We start from the raw sequence: 17,729 nt of genomic DNA, 5'->3' as shown, positions 1-17,729 counted from the left end.
TGGTTACAGCGCCAGCCGGGCTTCCGAGGCGGCCAGCCGGTCCAGCTCGGCGCACACGTCGGCCATGCGGCCGGAGATCACCAGCCGTGCCGGATCGCCCACCTGCACTCGGCGCAGCACCCGCAGCAGAGGGCGGGGCGCTGCGCTGCGGGTCTTGCTGGCGGCGTCTGCGGCGACCGAGGCACCGGCAGGGTGGAAGCGGTCCGCATTGGCCGCTGGAGCCGCGAAGGCCAGGGCTGCGGGTGCATTCATCCACGGCATCGCTGCAGGCCGGGGCGCAGGGGCTGGCGCGGCATCGGCAGGCATGACGGAGGCAGTCGGTGCGGCGGATGGCCGCTTGATTCCTCCAGCGAGCCGGCGCCTGGACGGGCGGGGGACGACGTAGGGCTTGAGTGCGCCCGTGGATGTGGCTAGCGCCACGGCGGTGCCTGCGGAAGCGGTTGCCGCCGCCGTCCAGGCCGGGAGCTGCCCTGCGGTGTGCTGGCTTGCAGGCGGCTGCGTGGCGTCAGGCGCGGCCGTGGCGGGAGCGGCGGCGGCGGGCCGCGCGGCATCGGCCGTTTGCGGCAGCGGCAGGCTCTTGTGGCGGGCAGGGCCACCCAGGAACTGGGTCAGCGCCTTGACGGGCTGCGACAGCGAAGTGAGGGCGATCAGGGCAATTCCCATGTGAAAACTCCATCGTGGTTCGTGCCGCGCACTGCGCCGGCGGGATCTGCATTCGGTGGACGAGGACGAGGCCGACTGCCTTGCTGTGGGTCGATCCGCTGCGTGCATTGCGCGCCTTGCGTCGATCGATGGGCCCTTCGCTCCGTCCGTCACACCATGCGTTCGATCTGCCGGCTTCGTGCGGGGGCACGGAGGGTTGAACACAGGCAGGATTGCCATTGGGCGACTCGCCGCAGGGTTGGCCTGTAGGGCTGGGCGGCGCAGCGCTGTGCGCTGCACTCCCACACTACGGCCAGACGCCCGCCACCTGCGGCGCGCCGTGCGCCGTCACATCAGCATGGTGTTGCGGATGAGTCCGACGGCGAGGCCTTCGATTTCGAAGGGCTCGCCGGGCTGGACGGTGATGACGGGGTAATCGGGGTTCTCCGGCAGCAGTTCGATGCCGCTGCCGGTGCGGCGCAGCCGCTTGACGGTGACGTCGTCACCCAGCCGGGCGACGATGATCTGGCCGTTGCGGGCCTCGCGCGTGGCCTGCACGGCCAGCAGGTCGCCGTCCATGATGCCGGCGTCGCGCATGGACATGCCGCGCACCTTGAGCAGGTAGTCGGGCTTGTGCTGGAACAGGCTGCCTTCCACGCTGTAGGTCTGGTCCACGTGTTCCTGGGCGAGAATCGGCGAGCCTGCAGCCACGCGGCCGATGAGCGGCAGCATGAGCTGCGAGAGGCCGGGAATGGGCAGATGGAACTGCGTGCCGCGTGCCGCGTTGATGGAGCGCACGGTGTCGCTGCGCAGGCGGATGCCGCGCGAGGTGCCGCTGACCAGTTCGATCACGCCCTTGCGGGCCAGGGCCTGCAAGTGTTCTTCGGCCGCGTTGGCGGACTTGAACCCGAGTTCCGCGGCGATTTCGGCCCGGGTGGGCGGTGCGCCGGTGCGCGAGATGGCGGTCTGGATGAGATCCAGGATCTGCTGCTGGCGGGCGGTGAGCTTGGGGCTATCGAGCATGGCGAGGTTCCAGTGCGAAGCGGTGACCGGAAGACCGGCGGGACTGTTTTTTAATCCAGTAACTGTATTTTTGACCAGTTTTTTGAAGGATGCAAGTGGGCGCTAGAAAAATGGTGGTGCTGGGCACGGGCGGCACGATTGCCGGAACGGCCAGCGATGGGGCGGACAACATCGGCTACAAGGCCGGGCAGGTGGGCGTGCAGCAATTGCTGGGCGCCGTGCCGGGCCTGGCGCGGGTGGCCGGCGGCGAGCTGGTCGCCGAACAGGTCGCGCAGCTGGACAGCAAGGACATGGATTTCGGCGTCTGGCTGCGGCTGGCGCAGCGCTGCCAGGCGCATCTGGCGGACCCGCAGGTGCAGGGCATCGTCATCACGCACGGCACCGACACGCTGGAGGAAACCGCCTGGTTCCTGCGGCTGGTGCTGGAGGCTTCCAAGCCGGTGGTGCTGACCTGCGCGATGCGCCCGGCCACGGCGCTGGCGCCCGATGGCCCGCAGAACCTGCTCGACGCCTTCGCAGTCGCGGCGACGCCGGGTGCGCGCGGCGTGGTGGCGGTGGCGGCCGGCGTGCTGCACGGCGCCGCGCAGGTGCGCAAGGTGCATCCCTACCGCGTGGATGCGTTCGACTCGGGCGATGCCGGCCCGCTGGGCTGGGTGGAGGAGGGCCGGGTGCGCCTGGCCCGCGACTGGCCCGATGCGGCGGCGGTCTACCCTGGCGCGTTGGCCTGGCTGGCCGAGCCGGCCGCGGCCTGGCCGCGCGTGGAGGTTGTGATGAGCCATGCCGGCGCCAGCGGCCGTCTGGTGGATCTGCTGGTGGCTGATGGAATCGATGGGCTGGCCGTGGCCGCCACGGGCAACGGCACGCTGCACCAGGATCTGGAGGCCGCCTTGCTGCGGGCCCAGGCGGCGGGCGTGCGGGTGCGCGTGACCTCGCGCTGCGCCCTGGGCCGGGTGCTGCCGCGCCCCGGGGATGCGCTGGTGGCCGACGAGGCGGGCCTGGGTGCGGTGAAGCTGCGCGTCTCCCTGCTGCTGGAACTGCTGGCAGCGCGGAAGGGCTGATCGCTCACCGGCGGGATCGCCCCATGCAAAACGCCCCGCAGTGCGGGGCGTTTTTCTTGGGCGCCTTCAGCCCGTCAACGGGGCTGAAGGAAGCCGGGAGCCTGTCAGTGGGAGAGCGCCTGCAGCGCGCGCTGCGTGATCTCTTCCACCGTGCCCGTGCCGCTGATGGCGCGGTACTTGGGGGCGTTGTCGGCATCTTGCCGGGCCCAGGTGGAGTAGTAATCGACCAGCGGACGGGTCTGGGCGCTGTACACCTCGAGGCGCTTCTTGACGGTCTCTTCCTTGTCGTCCTCGCGCTGGATCAGGTCTTCGCCCGTCACGTCGTCCTTGCCGTCGACCTTGGGCGGGTTGAACTTGACGTGGTAGGTGCGGCCGCTGGCCGGGTGCGAGCGGCGGCCGCTCATGCGTTCGATGATGGCATCGAAGGGCACGTCGATCTCCAGCACGTAGTCGAGCTTCACGCCGGCGGACTTCATCGCGTCGGCCTGCGGGATGGTGCGAGGGAAGCCGTCGAACAGGAAGCCTTGCGCGCAGTCGGGCTGGGCGATGCGTTCCTTCACCAGATTGATGATGAGGTCGTCGCTGACCAGCTGGCCGGCATCCATGACGGCCTTGGCCTGCAGACCCAGCGGCGTGCCGGCCTTGACGGCTGCGCGCAGCATGTCGCCGGTGGAGATCTGCGGAATGCCGTATTGCTTGCAGATGAACGCGGCCTGGGTGCCCTTTCCTGCGCCGGGCGCGCCCAAAAGAATCAGCTTCATGGATGTCCTCTCAATGTTGAATTTGGCTGGCAACCGGCCGCAGGCGGGCGTGCGCCAGCCGGGTGCAATCATTGCGGGCGAGGATAGCACGCGATAACTGCACCAAACTGACGCGTCATCGGCACGACGCAAGCGGCTGCTAGCGGTGCCGCGGCAGGCGCGGCGCCGGTGTTCTTCAGCCCAGCAGCGTGCGCACGCGCTCCAGGTCGGCCGGCGTGTCCACGCCCGGGCCCGGCGAGGCATCGGTCACATGCACCGCGATGCGGTGGCCGTGCCAGAGCGCGCGCAGCTGTTCCAGCGCCTCGAGCCGTTCGGTGGGCGCGGGCGGTAGCTGCGGAAATTCGCGCAGGAAGCCGGCGCGGTAGCTGTAGAGACCGATGTGGCGCAGCGGCGCATGGCCGGCCTGCACCGCTTCGGCGGTCTTCCACCAGGCGGTGCCGGCGGCATGGTCGCGGGCGTGCGGAATGGGCGCGCGGCTGAAGTAGTGCGCCAGGCCCCGGCCGTCCAGCACCACCTTCACCACGTTGGGGTTGAGGTAGTCCTCCACCGTGTCGATGGGGTGGGCGGCCGTGCCCATGCGGGCGTCGGGTCGGGCGGGCAGCAGGCCGGCCACGGCGTCGATCAGGGCCGGGTCGATGAGCGGCTCGTCGCCCTGCACGTTGACCACGATGTCGTCGCCGGCCAGGCCCAGCAGCTCGCAGGCTTCGGCCAGCCGGTCGCTGCCGCTGGCGTGGTCGGGGCGGGTCAGCACGGCCTGCACGCCGTGGCGGCTGCAGGCATCGAGGATGCGCTGGTCATCGGCGGCCACCACGACGCGGCGGGCGCCGCTCTGCGCGGCGCGCTGCGCCACGCGCACCACCATGGGCAGGCCGGCGATGTCGGCCAGGGGCTTGTCCGGCAGGCGGCTGGAGGCCAGGCGCGCCGGGATCAGCACGGTGAATTCGGGCGCGGCCTGGCTCATGCGGCCTCGATTTCCTCGTCGGTCAGCGTGCGGGCCTCGTTTTCGAGCAGCACGGGAATGCCGTCGCGCACCGGATAGGCCAGGCGGGCGCTGCGCGAGACCAGTTCCTGGCGTTCGCGGTCGAAGGAAAGAGGCCCTTTGGTGACGGGGCAGACCAGCAGTTCGAGCAGTTTGGAGTCCATGGCTTGGGGCCGCGCGGGGCGGAAGGGGTTATGGGGTCGGGAAAAGGGCGGCGGGTCGGCAGGCCGCGCCTCGCGCAGGAGGCCGTGCGGCGCTGTCCGGGTCAGCCGGATGCCGCCGATGATAGCGACGCGGCCTGCGCCCGGGCGAGCCGGGCATCCAGCAGCGCGAAGAACGCGGCCGGCAGCTGCACCGCGAGCGGCACGGCCAGCGCCTGGGGGTGGCGGGCCCAGAGCTTGACGGCGTCTTTCTCGGTGCAGATCAGCGTCTGGCCCGCGTCGCTGGCGGGCTGCCAGCTATCGAAATCATAGTGGTCGGGCAGGCCTTCGGTGCGGGCCAGGGTCAGGCCTTGGCCGCGGAGCATCTGGAAGAAGTCGTGCGGCCGGGCGATGGCCGCCACCGCATGCAGCGGCTGGCCGCGCAGCGAGGCGAGCGGCACGCGGCTGCCGTCGGCACGCACGGCTTCGGCGGCCAGCCCGCGCTGCAGCGGGAAGGCCGGGGCCGTGGTGCCTGCGGGGCAGGGGCCGGCGTGCAGCACGGCGTCCACGGGCCGGGGCCAGGGTTCGCGCAGCGGGCCGGCGGGCAGCAGCCAGCCGTTGCCCACGCCTTCGTCGTTGAACACGCACAGCTCGATGTCGCGGGCGAGAGCCAGGTGCTGCAGCCCGTCGTCGCAGACGATGACGTCGATGCCCGGGCAGGCGTCCAGCAGCGCCTGGGCCGCCTCGGCGCGCCTGGCCGCGACGAAGACCGGCGCACCCGTGCTGCGGGCCAGCAGCGCGGGTTCGTCGCCGACCTCTGCAGCCGTGCTGTGCGGCAGCACGGCGCGGCAGTCGCTGGTGCTGCGCCCGTAGCCGCGCGAGACGATGCCCGGCTGCCACCCATGCGCCTGCAGATGGCGCACCACGGCCTGCGTGACCGGGGTCTTGCCCGCGCCGCCGGCGATCACGTTGCCCACCACCACGACCGGCACCGCGGCCCGATAGCTGCCCAGCAGCCCGGCGGCATAGAGCGCGCGGCGCGCGGCCGTCAGCCCGCCGTAGAGCCAGGCGATAGGCAGCAGGCAGCAGGCCACGGGGCCGCGCCGCGACCAGGCTTTGTGCAGCGTGGCGGCCATGAGGGGCGTTGTGCGAGGGAGAAGAGGAGCGGGTTCGGCCGCGCGCTAGCGTGCGGCGGCCTTGCCGGAAGACTGGGTGGCGAAGGTGATCTGCGAGAGGCCCACGCGCCGCGCGGCCTCCATCACGGTGACCACCGACTGGTGGGGGGACGAGGCGTCGGCGCTGATGATGACGATGCTGTCCTTGCCGGTGGCCGATGCCGCCGCCTGCAGGGCGCGGGCCACGCCTTCGACGGCCTTGCCCTCCACGGCGGCCTTGTTGATGGCGTAGCGGCCGTCGGCGGACACCGAGACGATGATCTCCCGCGGCCGGTCGCGCTGCTGTTCGGCGTCGGCCACCGGCAGGGTCAGCTGCAGCTCGGTGAACTTGCTGTAGGTGGTGGACAGCATCAGGAAGATGAGGATCACCAGCAGCACGTCGATGAACGGGATCAGGTTGATCTCGGGCGCATCCTGGGTGCGGGGGCGGAAGTTCATGGCGTGCGGCAGGCGGGCGAGGGGGGGCTCGGGCGGGGCGCTGGCTTACTTGCGCAGCCGGTTGAGGTGGCGCAGGAACTGCTCGGCCGCCAGCTCCAGCGTCAGCAGGTAGGCATCGACGCGGCTGCGGAAATAGCGCCAGAAGATCAGCGTGGGAATGGCCACGATCAGTCCGAAGGCGGTGTTGTAGAGCGCGATGGAGATGCCGTGCGCCAGCTGCGCCGGGTTGCCCCCGCCCATGGCCTGGCTGGCGGTGCCCGCACCGGCCTGCGAGCCGAAGATGTCGATCATGCCGATGACGGTGCCCAGCAGGCCCAGCAGCGGCGCGGCCGAGGCGATGGTCGCCAACGCGTTCAGGTACTTCTCCAGGCGGTGCGCGACGGCGCGGCCGGCGCCTTCCATGGCGGAGCGCAGATCGGCCTCGGTGCTCTGCGGCTGGCTGTTGAGCGTGCGCAGGCCGGTGGCCAGCACCTCGCCCAGGGCGGAGTTCTGCGCCAGCTGGTTGACCACGTCGGGCGTGGGCACGGCGCGGGCCGAGACGGCGATGGCTTCGTCCAGCAGTTTCGGGGGGGCGACCCGGCTCGTGCGCAGCGCGGTGAAGCGCTCCAGCACCAGCGCCAGGGCGAGCACGGAACAGGCTATCAAGGGCCAGATGGGCCAGCCTGCGGCTTGTATGATCGACAGCAATTCTCTCTCCGCGCAGATGAAATCCGGCCGGCGATTATGGCCCAGCCGGTACGGCCCGGGCGGGCCGCACGGCAGCCCGCACCGCGCATTCCACGTCTGCGCCGCGATCTCCACTCACCCACAAAATCTGTGGATAACTTTGTGGGCAACCTGCCTTTTGCACCGTGCCAGACGGCGCCAATCCACGGGTTTGACACTTTGATGAAAAAACGCGCAGTGAAAAACGCATGTAAATCAATGGCTTGGCCGAATTTGCTGGCTCTGCGGGCCATCGCGCCTTCCGGGTGTGATATGGCTGCCGCTGCCCTGCTTCTGTGGACTAATGCGACGGCCCAACTCCCCGCCAGGCCGCGCCACGCCGATGTTTGAGCGCCCGGACCCAAGCGCGGCGCCGCGAATCTGGGAGGTCGGCGCGCTGTGCCGCGCCATTGCTGACGCGCTGGAGGCGCGCTTCAACCCGGTGGCCGTGCGCGGCGAGATCACGGGATTTTCGCGCGCGGCCAGCGGGCACTGCTACTTCACGCTGAAGGATGCGAACGGGCAGGTGCGCTGCGCCATGTTCCGCCGCTCGGCCGGGCTGCTGGACTTCGCCCCGCGCGACGGCGAGCTGGTCGAGGTGCGCGGCCGGCTGGGCGTCTATGAGGCGCGCGGCGACCTGCAGCTCATCGTCGAGAGCATGCAGCGCGCAGGGCAGGGCGCGCTCTTCGAGCAGTTCATGCGGATCAAGGCCCGGCTGGAGGCCGAAGGGCTGTTCGATGGCGCCCGCAAGCGCGCCCTGCCGCTCATGCCGCGCGGCATCGGCCTGGTCACCTCGGCCGGTGCGGCGGCGCTGCACGACGTGGTCACGGCCCTGCGCCGGCGCGTGCCGCACATTCCGGTGGTGCTGGCGCCGGCCCTGGTCCAGGGCGCCCAGGCGCCCGCGTCGATCTGCGCCGCGCTATCGAAACTGTATCGGCATGCCGAGCTGGCGAGCGGGCCGCTGGGCGATGCGGGCGCCGGCGGCGAGGGCGGGCAGCCGGTGCCCATCGACGTGATCCTCCTGGTGCGCGGCGGCGGCTCCATCGAAGACCTCTGGGCCTTCAACGACGAGCAGCTGGCCCGCACCATCGTGCAGAGCCCGGTGCCGCTGGTGAGCGGCGTGGGGCACGAGACCGACTTCACCATCGCCGACTTCTGCGCCGACCTGCGCGCGCCCACGCCCACGGCGGCGGCCGAGTTGGTGTCGCAGCCGCGCGCCGTGTGGCTGGGCGCGCTCGACCTGCTGGGCGAGCGCCTGCAGGACGCCGTGCAGCGGCAGATGGACCTGCGCCACCAGCGGCTGGACATGGCCGGCCAGCGGCTGGGCCGGCCCTCGGGCCTGGTCGGCCGCCAGCAGCTGCAGCTCGCCCGGCAGGCGCAGCGGCTGCGGCATGCGGTGCTATTGAAATTGCAGCGCATGACCCAGGAAAATCAAGCGCTGCAGGCCCGTTTGCCCACGGCGGTGGAGCGGCGCCTGCAGGCCCAGTCCGACCGCCTGGAGCGCGCTGCGCTGCGCCTGCAGCTGCTGGACCCCCGGCTGGTGCTGCAGCGCGGCTATGCGCTGCTGACCGATGCCGATGGCCAGCCCGTGACGCGGCCGGCCCAGGTGCGCCCTGGGGACGCGCTGGTGGGCCGGCTGGCCGAAGGCGAGATCGACCTCACCGTGGCCCAGCGCCGGCTGCTGTAGGGGTCGCCAGGGGCCTTCCGGGGCCTTGAAGGGCGCCGCCGCTGCCCGCAAGGTCGCTCGGCTGGCCTACAGCGAGGCTCCCCGTTTCCTTCCTACAATCACGCGTCGCCTGGAGCCGCGAGGCTCCCGGGCGCACACCGGCACCTTCCCAGGAGGTCGCCCTCGAATTCCAACCAACCCACGAAGGACTCACCATGGAACATACCCTGCCGCCGCTGCCTTACGCCATCGACGCCCTGGCTCCCCACTACAGCCAGGAAACGCTGGAATACCACCACGGCAAGCACCACAACGCGTACGTGGTGAACCTGAACAACCTGCAAAAGGGCACCGAATTCGAGAGCATGTCTCTCGAAGAGATCATCAAGAAGTCCAGCGGCGGCATCTACAACAACGCTGCCCAGATCTGGAACCACACCTTCTTCTGGAACTGCATGGCCCCCCAAGGCGGCGGCGAGCCCACCGGCGCGCTGGCCGATGCCATCAAGGCCAAGTGGGGCAGCTACGCCGCCTTCAAGGAAGCCTTCGTCAAGAGCGCCGTGGGCAACTTCGGCTCCGGCTGGACCTGGCTGGTCAAGAAGGCCGACGGCAGCGTGGACATCGTGAACACGGGCGCCGCCGGCACCCCCCTGACCACGGCCGACAAGGCCCTGCTGACGGTGGACGTCTGGGAACACGCCTACTACATCGACTACCGCAACCTGCGCCCCAAGTTCGTCGAAACCTTCCTCGACAAGCTGGTCAACTGGAAGTTCGCCGAAGCCAACTTCGCCTGATCGGCGCGCGTGCGGCCTGCGGGGGAGGTTTCTTCCCCGCAATAGCGGCAAGCCACAAGCACAAAGGCCTGCAAGCATCGCGCTTGCAGGCCTTTTTTTTGGGGGGTGCAGGGCAGGGGGGCAAGGCGCCAGCACGCCGGGCGGCCCCCGCCAACAAGCAGGCCCTGGCGGCTGGGGAGCCGTCAGGGCCTGCTTGATCCGATGGATTCGATCGATGGGCATCAGCCCGTCACCCGTGGGTGCGGGGCCGATGCAGTGGCCGCGAAGGCTCAGCGGCCGTAGCCGCCACCGCCGCCGCCGCGCGGGCCGCCACGGCCACCGCCACGGTTGCCGCCGCCGCCGTAGCCGCCGCCACCACCGCCGCCATAGCCACCGCCGTTGCCGCCACGGAAGCCGCCACCGCCACGGCGGCCGCTGCCGGCCATGCTGTCCACGCTGGTGCGCATCGGGTCGGGCTGGCCGCCGCCGGTGCCGCCGCCGTGGCGCGATGCGCCCAGGTTCACGCCGGCCTGGGTGACCAGGTGGGCGTTCTCACGGCGAGGCTGGCTGTCGTCGAAGCGGGGGGCTCCGCCGCCACCACCACCACCACTGCGCGGGGCGCTGCGGCCGGGCTGGGCTGCGGGGCCGCGGGGGCCTGCGCCGCCGCCGGCACGCGGGCCGCCATGGCGGCCGCCGTTGCCGCCGCCACCATTGCCGCCGCCGTTCTTGGCGCCGCCGGCGGAGCGTTGACCGCCGCCGCCACCACCGCCTGCAGGCTTGCCGCCGCGGTCACCGCCGCCGCCCTGGCCCTGGCCGGCCTTGTTGGTGCGGATGCGTTCCATCATCTCGCTGCGGGCGGCCTTGGCGGCTGCCTGCATGACTTCGCGGCTCGGCGGCTTGCCGGCGCCGCCCCAGATGGTCTGGCGGCCCATGGCGATGGGCTCGGCCTTCTCGCCGGCTTCGGGGCCGAAGCCGTCGAGCACCTGCACCGGGATCTCCTGCTTGGTGAAGCGCTCGATCTCCATCATGAAGCCTTCTTCGTCCATGCAGACCAGGCTCACGGCCTCGCCGCTGGCGCCGGCACGGCCCGTGCGGCCGATGCGGTGGACGTAGTCTTCGGGGACGTTCGGGATCTCGTAGTTGACGACGTGCGGCAGCTCGTCGATGTCGATGCCGCGCGCCGCGATGTCGGTGGCCACCAGGGCGCGGATCTCGCCGCTCTTGAAGCCGGCCAGGGCCTGGGTGCGGGCGCTCTGGCTCTTGTTGCCGTGCAGCGCCATGGCCATGACGCCGTTCTTGGTGAGGAATTCGGCCACGTTGTTGGCGCCGAACTTGGTGCGGGTGAAGACCAGCACCTGGCTCCAGTTGTGTTCCTGGATGATGTGCAGCAGCACCTGCTTCTTCTTGCCGCGGCCCACGGGGTGGATCACCTGGGTGATGCGCTGCACCGTGGTGTTGCGCGGCGTGACCTGGATGCTCTGCGGGTTCTTCAGCAGCGTGCCGGCCAGCTCGCGGATCTCGTCGCTGAAGGTGGCCGAGAACAGCAGGCTCTGCTTGTCCTTGGGCACCAGCGCCAGGATCTTCTTCACGTCGTGGATGAAGCCCATGTCCAGCATGCGGTCGGCTTCGTCGAGCACCAGGATCTCGACCGTGGACAGGTCGAGGAAGCCCTGCTGCTGCAGGTCCAGCAGGCGGCCGGGCGTGGCCACCAGCACGTCGATGCCGCGCTTGATGCGGTCGATCTGCGGGTTCATGCCCACGCCGCCGAAGACGACGGTGGAGCTGATGTCGAGGTACTTGCCGTAGGCGCGCACGGACTCTTCGACCTGGGCCGCGAGTTCACGCGTGGGCGTCAGCACCAGGGCGCGAACGCCCTTGCCACCGAAGCGGCTCTTGGGCGCGGTGCCTTGGGCGAGGCGGTTCAGCAGGGGCAGGGTGAAAGCTGCGGTCTTGCCGGTGCCGGTCTGCGCGCCGGCCAGCAGATCGTGGCCTTGCAGCACGGCGGGAATGGCCTGTGCCTGGATGGGCGTCGGCGTTTCGTAGCCCTGTTCACGCACGGCCTTCAGGATCTCTGGGGCCAGATTCAGTTCGTCAAAGTTCATTCAAGGAGGCGCCCTGTCCAGGGCACTTGGGGCATCGGCCTGACGCGAACCCGTGGGGCTGCGGCCAGTATTAGGCAGATGATTCTTCAGGATCGGGAGCGAGAAGGCGCCGCAAGGCGGCCTTCGGATCCCCAGCAGGTTGCTGAGTCCGCCGGTCACTGGAGCCGGCGGCTGAGTGGTGATTGTGGCATGAGTTGCCGCACATGTGTCCCATGTCGCTTTTCGGGCGATGCTGCGGCCTCCCCCGCGGGCTGCGGGGGCTAGACTGGGGGCTCTGTCTGCTGCTCCGTTGCCCGCGTCTTCCTGCCATGCCTTCCGCCTCTCTTCCGACTCCCGCCGCAGGTCCGCTGCGCCTTGCCATCGTCCACATGGAGGGCGTCGTCTGGGCGGGCGAGGTGCGCGTGGCCACGGTGCCGGGCGCCGAGGGCTCCTTCGGCGTGCTGAGCGGCCACACGCCGCTGCTCAGCCGCCTGCGCGAAGGCTTCGTGCATTGCGAGACGCCGGAAGGCGAGCGCGTTTCGGTGTTCGTCTCGGGCGGCTACGTCGAGGTGCAGCCCGGCGGCGTCACCGTGCTGGCCGACACCGCCGTGCGCTCGGCCGACCTGGACGCGGCCCGCGCCGAGGCCGCGCGCCAGCAGGCCGCGAGCCAGTTGCACCAGGCGCTGGGCGAGATCGACCACGCGAAGATCCAGGCCGAGCTGATGGCCTCCGCCGCGCACTGGGCGCACGAGCTGCGCGGGCGCTCCCGGCCCTGATCCGCGCCTGCAGAGGGCGGTCAAGTGCGGTCCAGGGCGGTCGCGGGCGGCGCCGGGCCAAAGCATCCGATAATCGCGGGTTGAACCGCGTCTCGCACGGCGCATGCCCGGCACCCCGCCGTGCCTGCCGCGCCGGCAGCGCCGCCCCCATTCCAAGGAAAGAAAGCCAATGGCCCAGTACGTTTATTCGATGAACCGCGTCAGCAAGACCGTGCCCCCGAAGCGGCAGATCTTGAAGGACATCTCGCTCTCCTTCTTCCCCGGCGCCAAGATCGGCGTGCTGGGCCTGAACGGCTCGGGCAAGTCCACGCTGCTGAAGATCATGGCCGGCGTCGACAAGGAGATCGAGGGCGAAGCCATCCCCATGCCGGGCCTGAAGATCGGCTATCTGCCGCAGGAGCCGCAGCTCAACCCCGACCACACCGTGCGCGAGAGCGTGGAAGAGGCCATGGGCGAAGTCTTCGCCGCCAAGGCCAAGCTCGAAGAGGTGTACGCCGCCTATGCCGAGCCCGACGCCGACTTCGACGCGCTGGCCGCCGAGCAGGCCCGCCTGGAAGCCATCATCGCCACGGCCGGCACCGACTCCGAGCACCAGCTGGAAATCGCCGCCGACGCCCTGCGCCTGCCGCCCTGGGAAGCCACGGTGGGCGTGCTCTCCGGCGGTGAAAAGCGCCGTATCGCGCTGTGCCGCCTGCTGCTGTCCAAGCCCGACATGCTGCTGCTCGACGAACCCACCAACCACTTGGACGCCGAGTCCGTGGACTGGCTGGAGCAGTTCCTGCACCGCTTCTCCGGCACCGTGGTGGCCATCACCCACGATCGCTACTTCCTCGACAACGCGGCCGAGTGGATTCTCGAACTCGACCGCGGCCACGGCATTCCGTACAAGGGCAACTACAGCACCTGGCTGGACCAGAAGCAGGCCCGCCTCGAATCCGAGCAAAAGGGCGAGGAAGCCCGCGCCAAGGCCCTGAAGAAGGAACTGGAGTGGGTGCGCCAGAACGCCAAGGGCCGCCAGGCCAAGTCCAAGGCGCGTATCGCCCGCTTCGAGGAGCTGAGCGATTTCGAATACCAGAAGCGCAACGAAACGCAGGAAATCTTCATTCCCGTGGCCGACCGCCTGGGCACCCAGGTCATCGAATTCAAGGGCGTGACCAAGTCCTTCGGCGACCGCGTGCTGATCGACAACCTGTCGATGAACATCCCGGCCGGCGCCATCGTCGGCATCATCGGCCCGAACGGGGCCGGCAAGTCCACGCTGTTCAAGCTGATCGCCGGCCGCGAGCAGCCCGACAGCGGCGAAGTGGTGATCGGCGCCACCGTCAAGATGGCCTACGTGGACCAGAACCGCGATGCCCTCTCCGACGAGAAGACCGTCTGGGAAGACATCTCGGGCGGCCTGGACATCATCAACATCGGCAAGTTCCAGATGGCCAGCCGCGCCTATGCGGGCCGCTTCAACTTCAACGGCGGCGACCAGCAGAAGAAGGTGGGCAGCCTCTCGGGCGGTGAACGCGGCCGGCTGCACCTGGCCAAGACGCTGATCGCGGGCGGCAACGTGCTGCTGCTGGACGAACCCTCGAACGACCTGGACGTGGAAACCCTGCGCGCCCTGGAAGACGCGCTGCTGGAATACGCCGGCACCGTGCTGGTCATCAGCCATGACCGCTGGTTCCTCGACCGTATCGCCACCCACATCCTGGCCGCCGAAGGCGACAGCCAGTGGGTGTTCTTCGACGGCAACTACCAGGAATACGAAGCCGACAAGAAGAAGCGCCTGGGCGAAGAGGGCGCCAAGCCCAAGCGCATGCGCTACAAGGCGCTCAAGTAAGCGTCAAGCTCCAGCGCAGGCCGGCGATCCGCCCGCCTGCCGCCTTGGAAAAAAGCCTCCATCCCTGGCCAGGGGATGGAGGCTTTTTGCTATTGATTCAGTAGCGCTATGCCCGGGTATATCAAGCGCTGTGGGCGGTTTCGATGCCTGGATCGGCAGCAGCCGCCTGCATCAGCCCTGTGCAGGCCGCAGCTTGCGCCGCACCAGATGGATGTGGTTGCGCAGCGCGTACAGCTCCTCGGCATAGGAGAGCGGCACGCTCACCTTCTCGACCTGCGCCTCCAGCCGGTCCAGCTGCGTGCGCAGCGCCTCGGGCGTGCTCTGGCCGGTTTCCATCTCGTCCTCGATCTCGCGCAGCCGGCCGTACCAGCGGAACACGCGCGAGCGCACGCGGAACTGGTAGAGCGGCGGCACGATGCGCGAGAGCGGCAGCATGGCCGCCAGCAGCACGCCCAGCACCAGCCACATGCGCTCGATCAGGTTGGCGAGCCAGAACGGCAGGTAGCGCTGCAGCAGCGGCGGCGAGCCGTTGATGGCGCGGTCGCCCTCGGCCGCGATGGGCAGCTCGCTGTGGCGGGTGTTGGGAAAGTCCCGCGCCCGGTTGAACCAGCCCGCGCCGCCGTGCAGCGTCTGCGCGGCCTGCGCGAAGAGCTGCAGCAGCGCCGGGTGCGTGCCGTCGCGGGCCAGCAGCGAGGTGGTGGAGGCCACCAGCCGCACGTCCGACGGCGGCACGTTGGCGGCCAGATCGACCACGCCGCGCGGCAGCGTGACGGGCGTGAGGAAGGGAAAGCGCCGGCCGTAGGCCTCGTTCTGCGGAAAGTCCATCAGCCGCACGCCGGGCGTCTGCAGCAGCATCTGCACCATCAGCGATTCGGGTGCGGACGCGAACACCAGCGCATCCAGCCGGCCGGCGAGGAAGTCCACCGTCGCGGGCGTCTGGCCCAGCTGGGTGCGGTGCACGCGGGCCGGGTCCACGCGGTTGGCCTCCAGCAGCTTGTCCATCAGCGTGGGCACGCCGCTGCCCGGTGTGCCCACGTTCACGCGCAGGCCGCGCAGCTGCGCCAGGCTGGTCAGCCGGCCACTCTCGGTGACGCGGCGGGCCGCATCTTCGCGGTAGAAGAGCCAGATGGGTTCGACGAACAGGCTGCCCAGCGATTCCAGCTCCTCGGCGTCGCCGGGCTGCAGCTCGCCGGTGCCGCCCTGCACGAAGGCGAGGTCGGCCGCGCCGTCGCGCAGCAGCTGCAGGTTGGCCGACGAGCCCTCGCTTTCCAGCAGCACCACGTCGATGCCATCGGCCGCCAGGGCCTTGCGGTAGCGCTGGCCGAATTCGGCATAGGCGCTCTGTGCGGGCCCGGTGGCCAGGGTCACGCGGCGCGGCGGGTTGGGCTGCAGCCACCAGTAGGCCAGCGCCACCAGGCCCACGGCCAGGAAGGCGAGCGGCCCGGCCGAGAGCAGCAGGTCGCGCACGTTCAGCAAGGCGGTGCGCAGGCGCCGGGCGGCGGTGCGCGATCGCGCGGCCAGCAGGTTCATGGCCGGCCTCCGGCCAGATCGGCGGCGCCCGGCAGGTGCAGGCCCTGCGCGGTGGTGATGCCTTGCGCGGCCCAGACGGCGCGCAGCGTGGCGCGGGCCGTGACCTCGGCCGCCAGGGTGCAGAGCACCATCATGCCCAGCGTGCGGCCGGCGAGGCCCGTGCCCAGGGCGAACAGCGTGTCGCCGTCCGACAGGGTGTGCACGGGGTTGATGGCGCGGGCCAGCCCGTCGTGCGCGCACACCGCCAGCCGGCGGGCCTGTGCCTTGGTGATGGCCGCATCGGTCGCCACCACGCCGATGGTGGTGTTGGTGCCGGCCAGCAGGCTCTGCGGCGCGTCGCCGGCCAGCAGGGCGCGGCGCGTGTCGTGCAGCCGCAGGCCATCGGCCGTGCGGGCGCCGGCCACGGGGCGGCCGGTGTCCGGGTCCACCACGTCGCCCGCCGCGTTGCAGGCCACCAGCGCTCCCACGGTCACGCCCTCCACGGTGATCGAGGCGCTGCCGATGCCGCCCTTCATGGCCCGGTCCATGCCGAAGAGCTTGCCCACCGCGGCGCCCGCGCCCGCGCCGACGTTGCCTTCGGCCGGGTCTTCGCGCGAGGCGGCAGAGCAGGCGGCGTAGCCCGCGGCGGCATCGGGGCGGATGCGCGCATCGCCCACGGTCAGGTCGAACAGCACGGCCGCCGGCACCAGCGGAATGCGGGCCACGCCCACGTCCAGGCCGATGCCGCGCTCTTCCAGCCAGCGCACCGCGCCGCTGGCCGCATCCAGCCCGAAGGCGCTGCCGCCGGCCAGCATCACGGCATGGATGCGCTCGACCAGGTGCGTGGGCTCCAGCAGATCGGTCTCGCGCGTGCCGGGCGCTGCGCCGCGCACGTCCACGCCGGCCACCGCGCCCTCGCGGGCGATGACCACGCTGCAGCCGGTGGGCCGGCGCGTGTCGGTGCAGTGGCCGACCTCGATGCCGGCGACGCGGGTGATGGAGCCGGCGTCGCCGGCAGGGGGCAGGGAATGCGAGGGCAGGGGCATGTCAGATGTGGGTGGGTGCGTGGGCGGGGCGCCACCATAGCGCAGGCCAGCGGTCAGCCGGCGCCGGATGCGCGCCGGAACCCGTCCGGCGACACGCCGTGCCAGCGCTTGAAGGCCTGCGAGAAGGCCGAAAGGTCGGAGTAGCCCATGCGCTCGGCGACTTCGGTCAGCGACAGCTGCGCCTCTCCCACCAGCGCGGCGGCGGCGGCGGCCTGTGCCTCTTGCGTGAGCTGCCGGAACGAGGTGCCTTCCTCCTGAAGCCGGCGCTTGAGCGTGCGTTCGCTGGTGCCGAGCAGGCCGGCGATGCGGTGCAGGCTGGGCAGCAGCCCCGGCGGCATCGCGGCCAGCTGGTGCCGGACCATGGCCGTGGACCCGACGTCCATGCGCCTGTCGTCCATGAGCTTCTGGCACATGCGTTCGCACAGGGCGGCGGTGGCCGCATCGGCCTGAGGCAGCGGCTTGGCCATCCAAGCCCGGTCGAAGGCGATGACGTATTCGCGCGCCTTGAAGTCGGGCACCGCGCCCAGGATGCCGTGCTGCATCTCCGGCGGGACCACGCCGGCGCGCCCCGGCACGGCCTTGAGCGCCACCCGGCGCAGTTGCAGGCCGTCGCCCGCCACCTGCGCTATCAGCATGGCGGCAGCGGCCAGGTCGCGTTCGACCAGCAGCCGCGAGAGGCCGCTGGCCAGCGCGGGTTCGTTGAAATGCACTTCCACCTCGTCGGGCAGCACCCGCATGCTGATGGCCGAGCAAGCGTAGGTCAGGGGCAGGAATCGCATGGCCGTCTCCAGCGCCACGCCCACCGTGGGGCTGCTGAGCAGGCCGTAGCCCCAGAGCCCGAAATTGCCCAGCCGGTAGCGCAGGCCCAGCTGCAGGCCGAGCCCCGGCGGATGCCCGAGCAGGCGCGACAGGTTGCGTGCCACCCGAAGCTCCTGCTCGGGCTCCAGCTCGGCATCAGGCTCGGCGATCAACGACGCATCGATGGCGCTGCCCTCGAGCAAGGCGGCGTCGGCCAATCCCTGTTCGCGGCCGTACTCCAGCAGCAGGCGGGCGCCGGTGACGCCTCGCCGGAACATCAGAAAGCTCATCCAGACTTACCCTCAATGCCTTTCGGTTGGCCCGA

General features: G+C 70.6%; 17 protein-coding genes. 5 read left to right on the top strand and 12 right to left on the bottom strand.

The window, feature by feature from the left end:
• Nucleotides 1-3: 3 nt before the first annotated feature.
• Both BM070_RS25055 and lexA read right to left on the bottom strand, forming a co-directional pair.
• Complete coding sequence (locus BM070_RS25055; RefSeq protein WP_175518384.1) at nt 4-663, bottom strand: hypothetical protein; 660 nt, start codon at nt 661-663, stop codon at nt 4-6.
• Nucleotides 664-990: 327 nt separating this feature from the next.
• Entirely contained in the window at nt 991-1,665 is a 675-nt protein-coding gene (gene lexA, locus BM070_RS00305; protein ID WP_092936470.1) for a transcriptional repressor LexA, read from the bottom strand.
• 89 nt (nt 1,666-1,754) lie between these two features.
• Between lexA and BM070_RS00300 the strand changes: the two genes are divergently transcribed.
• On the top strand, nt 1,755-2,723 hold the full coding sequence (locus BM070_RS00300; protein ID WP_092936468.1) for an asparaginase: 969 nt from the start codon (nt 1,755-1,757) through the stop codon (nt 2,721-2,723).
• A 104-nt stretch (nt 2,724-2,827) separates the two neighbouring features.
• On the opposite strand, the gene adk is transcribed toward BM070_RS00300, so the two are convergent.
• The 6 genes from adk to BM070_RS00270 all read right to left on the bottom strand — a co-directional run bounded on the left by adk (nt 2,828) and on the right by BM070_RS00270 (nt 6,903).
• Nucleotides 2,828-3,484, bottom strand: a complete 657-nt coding sequence (gene adk / locus BM070_RS00295; RefSeq protein ID WP_092936466.1) for an adenylate kinase — start codon at nt 3,482-3,484, stop codon at nt 2,828-2,830.
• A gap of 175 nt (nt 3,485-3,659) precedes the next feature.
• A complete protein-coding gene (gene kdsB / locus BM070_RS00290; protein ID WP_092936464.1) occupies nt 3,660-4,445 on the bottom strand; it encodes a 3-deoxy-manno-octulosonate cytidylyltransferase in 786 nt (261 codons plus the stop codon).
• Nucleotides 4,442-4,627 carry a Trm112 family protein gene (locus BM070_RS00285; protein ID WP_092936462.1) on the bottom strand — a complete coding sequence of 62 codons (186 nt, stop codon included), beginning with the start codon at nt 4,625-4,627 and terminating at the stop codon, nt 4,442-4,444. The genes kdsB and BM070_RS00285 overlap by 4 nt, the downstream gene beginning before the upstream one ends.
• A 101-nt stretch (nt 4,628-4,728) precedes the next feature.
• Nucleotides 4,729-5,739 carry a tetraacyldisaccharide 4'-kinase gene (gene lpxK, locus BM070_RS00280; protein WP_092936460.1) on the bottom strand — a complete coding sequence of 337 codons (1,011 nt, stop codon included), beginning with the start codon at nt 5,737-5,739 and terminating at the stop codon, nt 4,729-4,731.
• Between the two features lie 45 nt (nt 5,740-5,784).
• On the bottom strand, nt 5,785-6,216 hold the full coding sequence (locus tag BM070_RS00275) for an ExbD/TolR family protein (RefSeq protein WP_092936458.1): 432 nt from the start codon (nt 6,214-6,216) through the stop codon (nt 5,785-5,787).
• Between the two features lie 45 nt (nt 6,217-6,261).
• Entirely contained in the window at nt 6,262-6,903 is a 642-nt protein-coding gene (locus BM070_RS00270) for a MotA/TolQ/ExbB proton channel family protein (protein ID WP_092936456.1), read from the bottom strand.
• Between the two features lie 361 nt (nt 6,904-7,264).
• Between BM070_RS00270 and xseA the strand changes: the two genes are divergently transcribed.
• Both xseA and BM070_RS00260 read left to right on the top strand, forming a co-directional pair.
• On the top strand, nt 7,265-8,608 hold the full coding sequence (gene xseA / locus BM070_RS00265) for an exodeoxyribonuclease VII large subunit (protein ID WP_092936454.1): 1,344 nt from the start codon (nt 7,265-7,267) through the stop codon (nt 8,606-8,608).
• Nucleotides 8,609-8,802: 194 nt separating this feature from the next.
• Nucleotides 8,803-9,384: a superoxide dismutase gene (locus tag BM070_RS00260; RefSeq protein ID WP_092936452.1), complete on the top strand. Its 582-nt coding sequence runs from the start codon at nt 8,803-8,805 to the stop codon at nt 9,382-9,384.
• A 269-nt stretch (nt 9,385-9,653) separates the two neighbouring features.
• Here BM070_RS00260 and BM070_RS00255 read toward each other — a convergent pair whose 3' ends face one another.
• The gene (locus BM070_RS00255) at nt 9,654-11,465 is read right to left on the bottom strand and encodes a DEAD/DEAH box helicase (protein ID WP_092936450.1); all 1,812 of its coding nucleotides are present in this window, start codon (nt 11,463-11,465) and stop codon (nt 9,654-9,656) included.
• Nucleotides 11,466-11,773: 308 nt separating this feature from the next.
• On the opposite strand from BM070_RS00255, the gene atpC reads away from it, so the two are divergent.
• Together atpC and ettA are read left to right on the top strand one after the other, a co-directional pair.
• On the top strand, nt 11,774-12,220 hold the full coding sequence (atpC, locus tag BM070_RS00250; RefSeq protein WP_175518383.1) for an ATP synthase F1 subunit epsilon: 447 nt from the start codon (nt 11,774-11,776) through the stop codon (nt 12,218-12,220).
• 169 nt (nt 12,221-12,389) lie between these two features.
• The gene (gene ettA, locus BM070_RS00245; RefSeq protein WP_092936446.1) at nt 12,390-14,051 is read left to right on the top strand and encodes an energy-dependent translational throttle protein EttA; all 1,662 of its coding nucleotides are present in this window, start codon (nt 12,390-12,392) and stop codon (nt 14,049-14,051) included.
• A 171-nt stretch (nt 14,052-14,222) separates the two neighbouring features.
• On the opposite strand, the gene BM070_RS00240 is transcribed toward ettA, so the two are convergent.
• Genes BM070_RS00240 through BM070_RS00230 form a run of 3 tightly spaced genes read right to left on the bottom strand, consistent with a single transcriptional unit; the run spans nt 14,223 to nt 17,682 of the window.
• The gene (locus BM070_RS00240; protein WP_092936445.1) at nt 14,223-15,581 is read right to left on the bottom strand and encodes a TAXI family TRAP transporter solute-binding subunit; all 1,359 of its coding nucleotides are present in this window, start codon (nt 15,579-15,581) and stop codon (nt 14,223-14,225) included.
• A complete protein-coding gene (locus BM070_RS00235) occupies nt 15,578-16,606 on the bottom strand; it encodes a P1 family peptidase (protein ID WP_092936443.1) in 1,029 nt (342 codons plus the stop codon). Before BM070_RS00235 ends, BM070_RS00240 begins: the two co-directional genes overlap by 4 nt.
• 53 nt (nt 16,607-16,659) lie before the next feature.
• Nucleotides 16,660-17,682, bottom strand: coding sequence for an AraC family transcriptional regulator (locus BM070_RS00230; RefSeq protein ID WP_245785056.1), 1,023 nt, complete (start codon nt 17,680-17,682; stop codon nt 16,660-16,662).
• Nucleotides 17,683-17,729 lie beyond the last annotated feature (47 nt).

The sequence above is a fragment of the Paracidovorax wautersii genome (assembly GCF_900113035.1).
GTDB lineage: Bacteria > Pseudomonadota > Gammaproteobacteria > Burkholderiales > Burkholderiaceae_C > Paracidovorax > Paracidovorax wautersii.
Note: the sequence above shows the minus strand (reverse complement) of the source record. Positions and strands in the feature narration are given on the sequence as shown.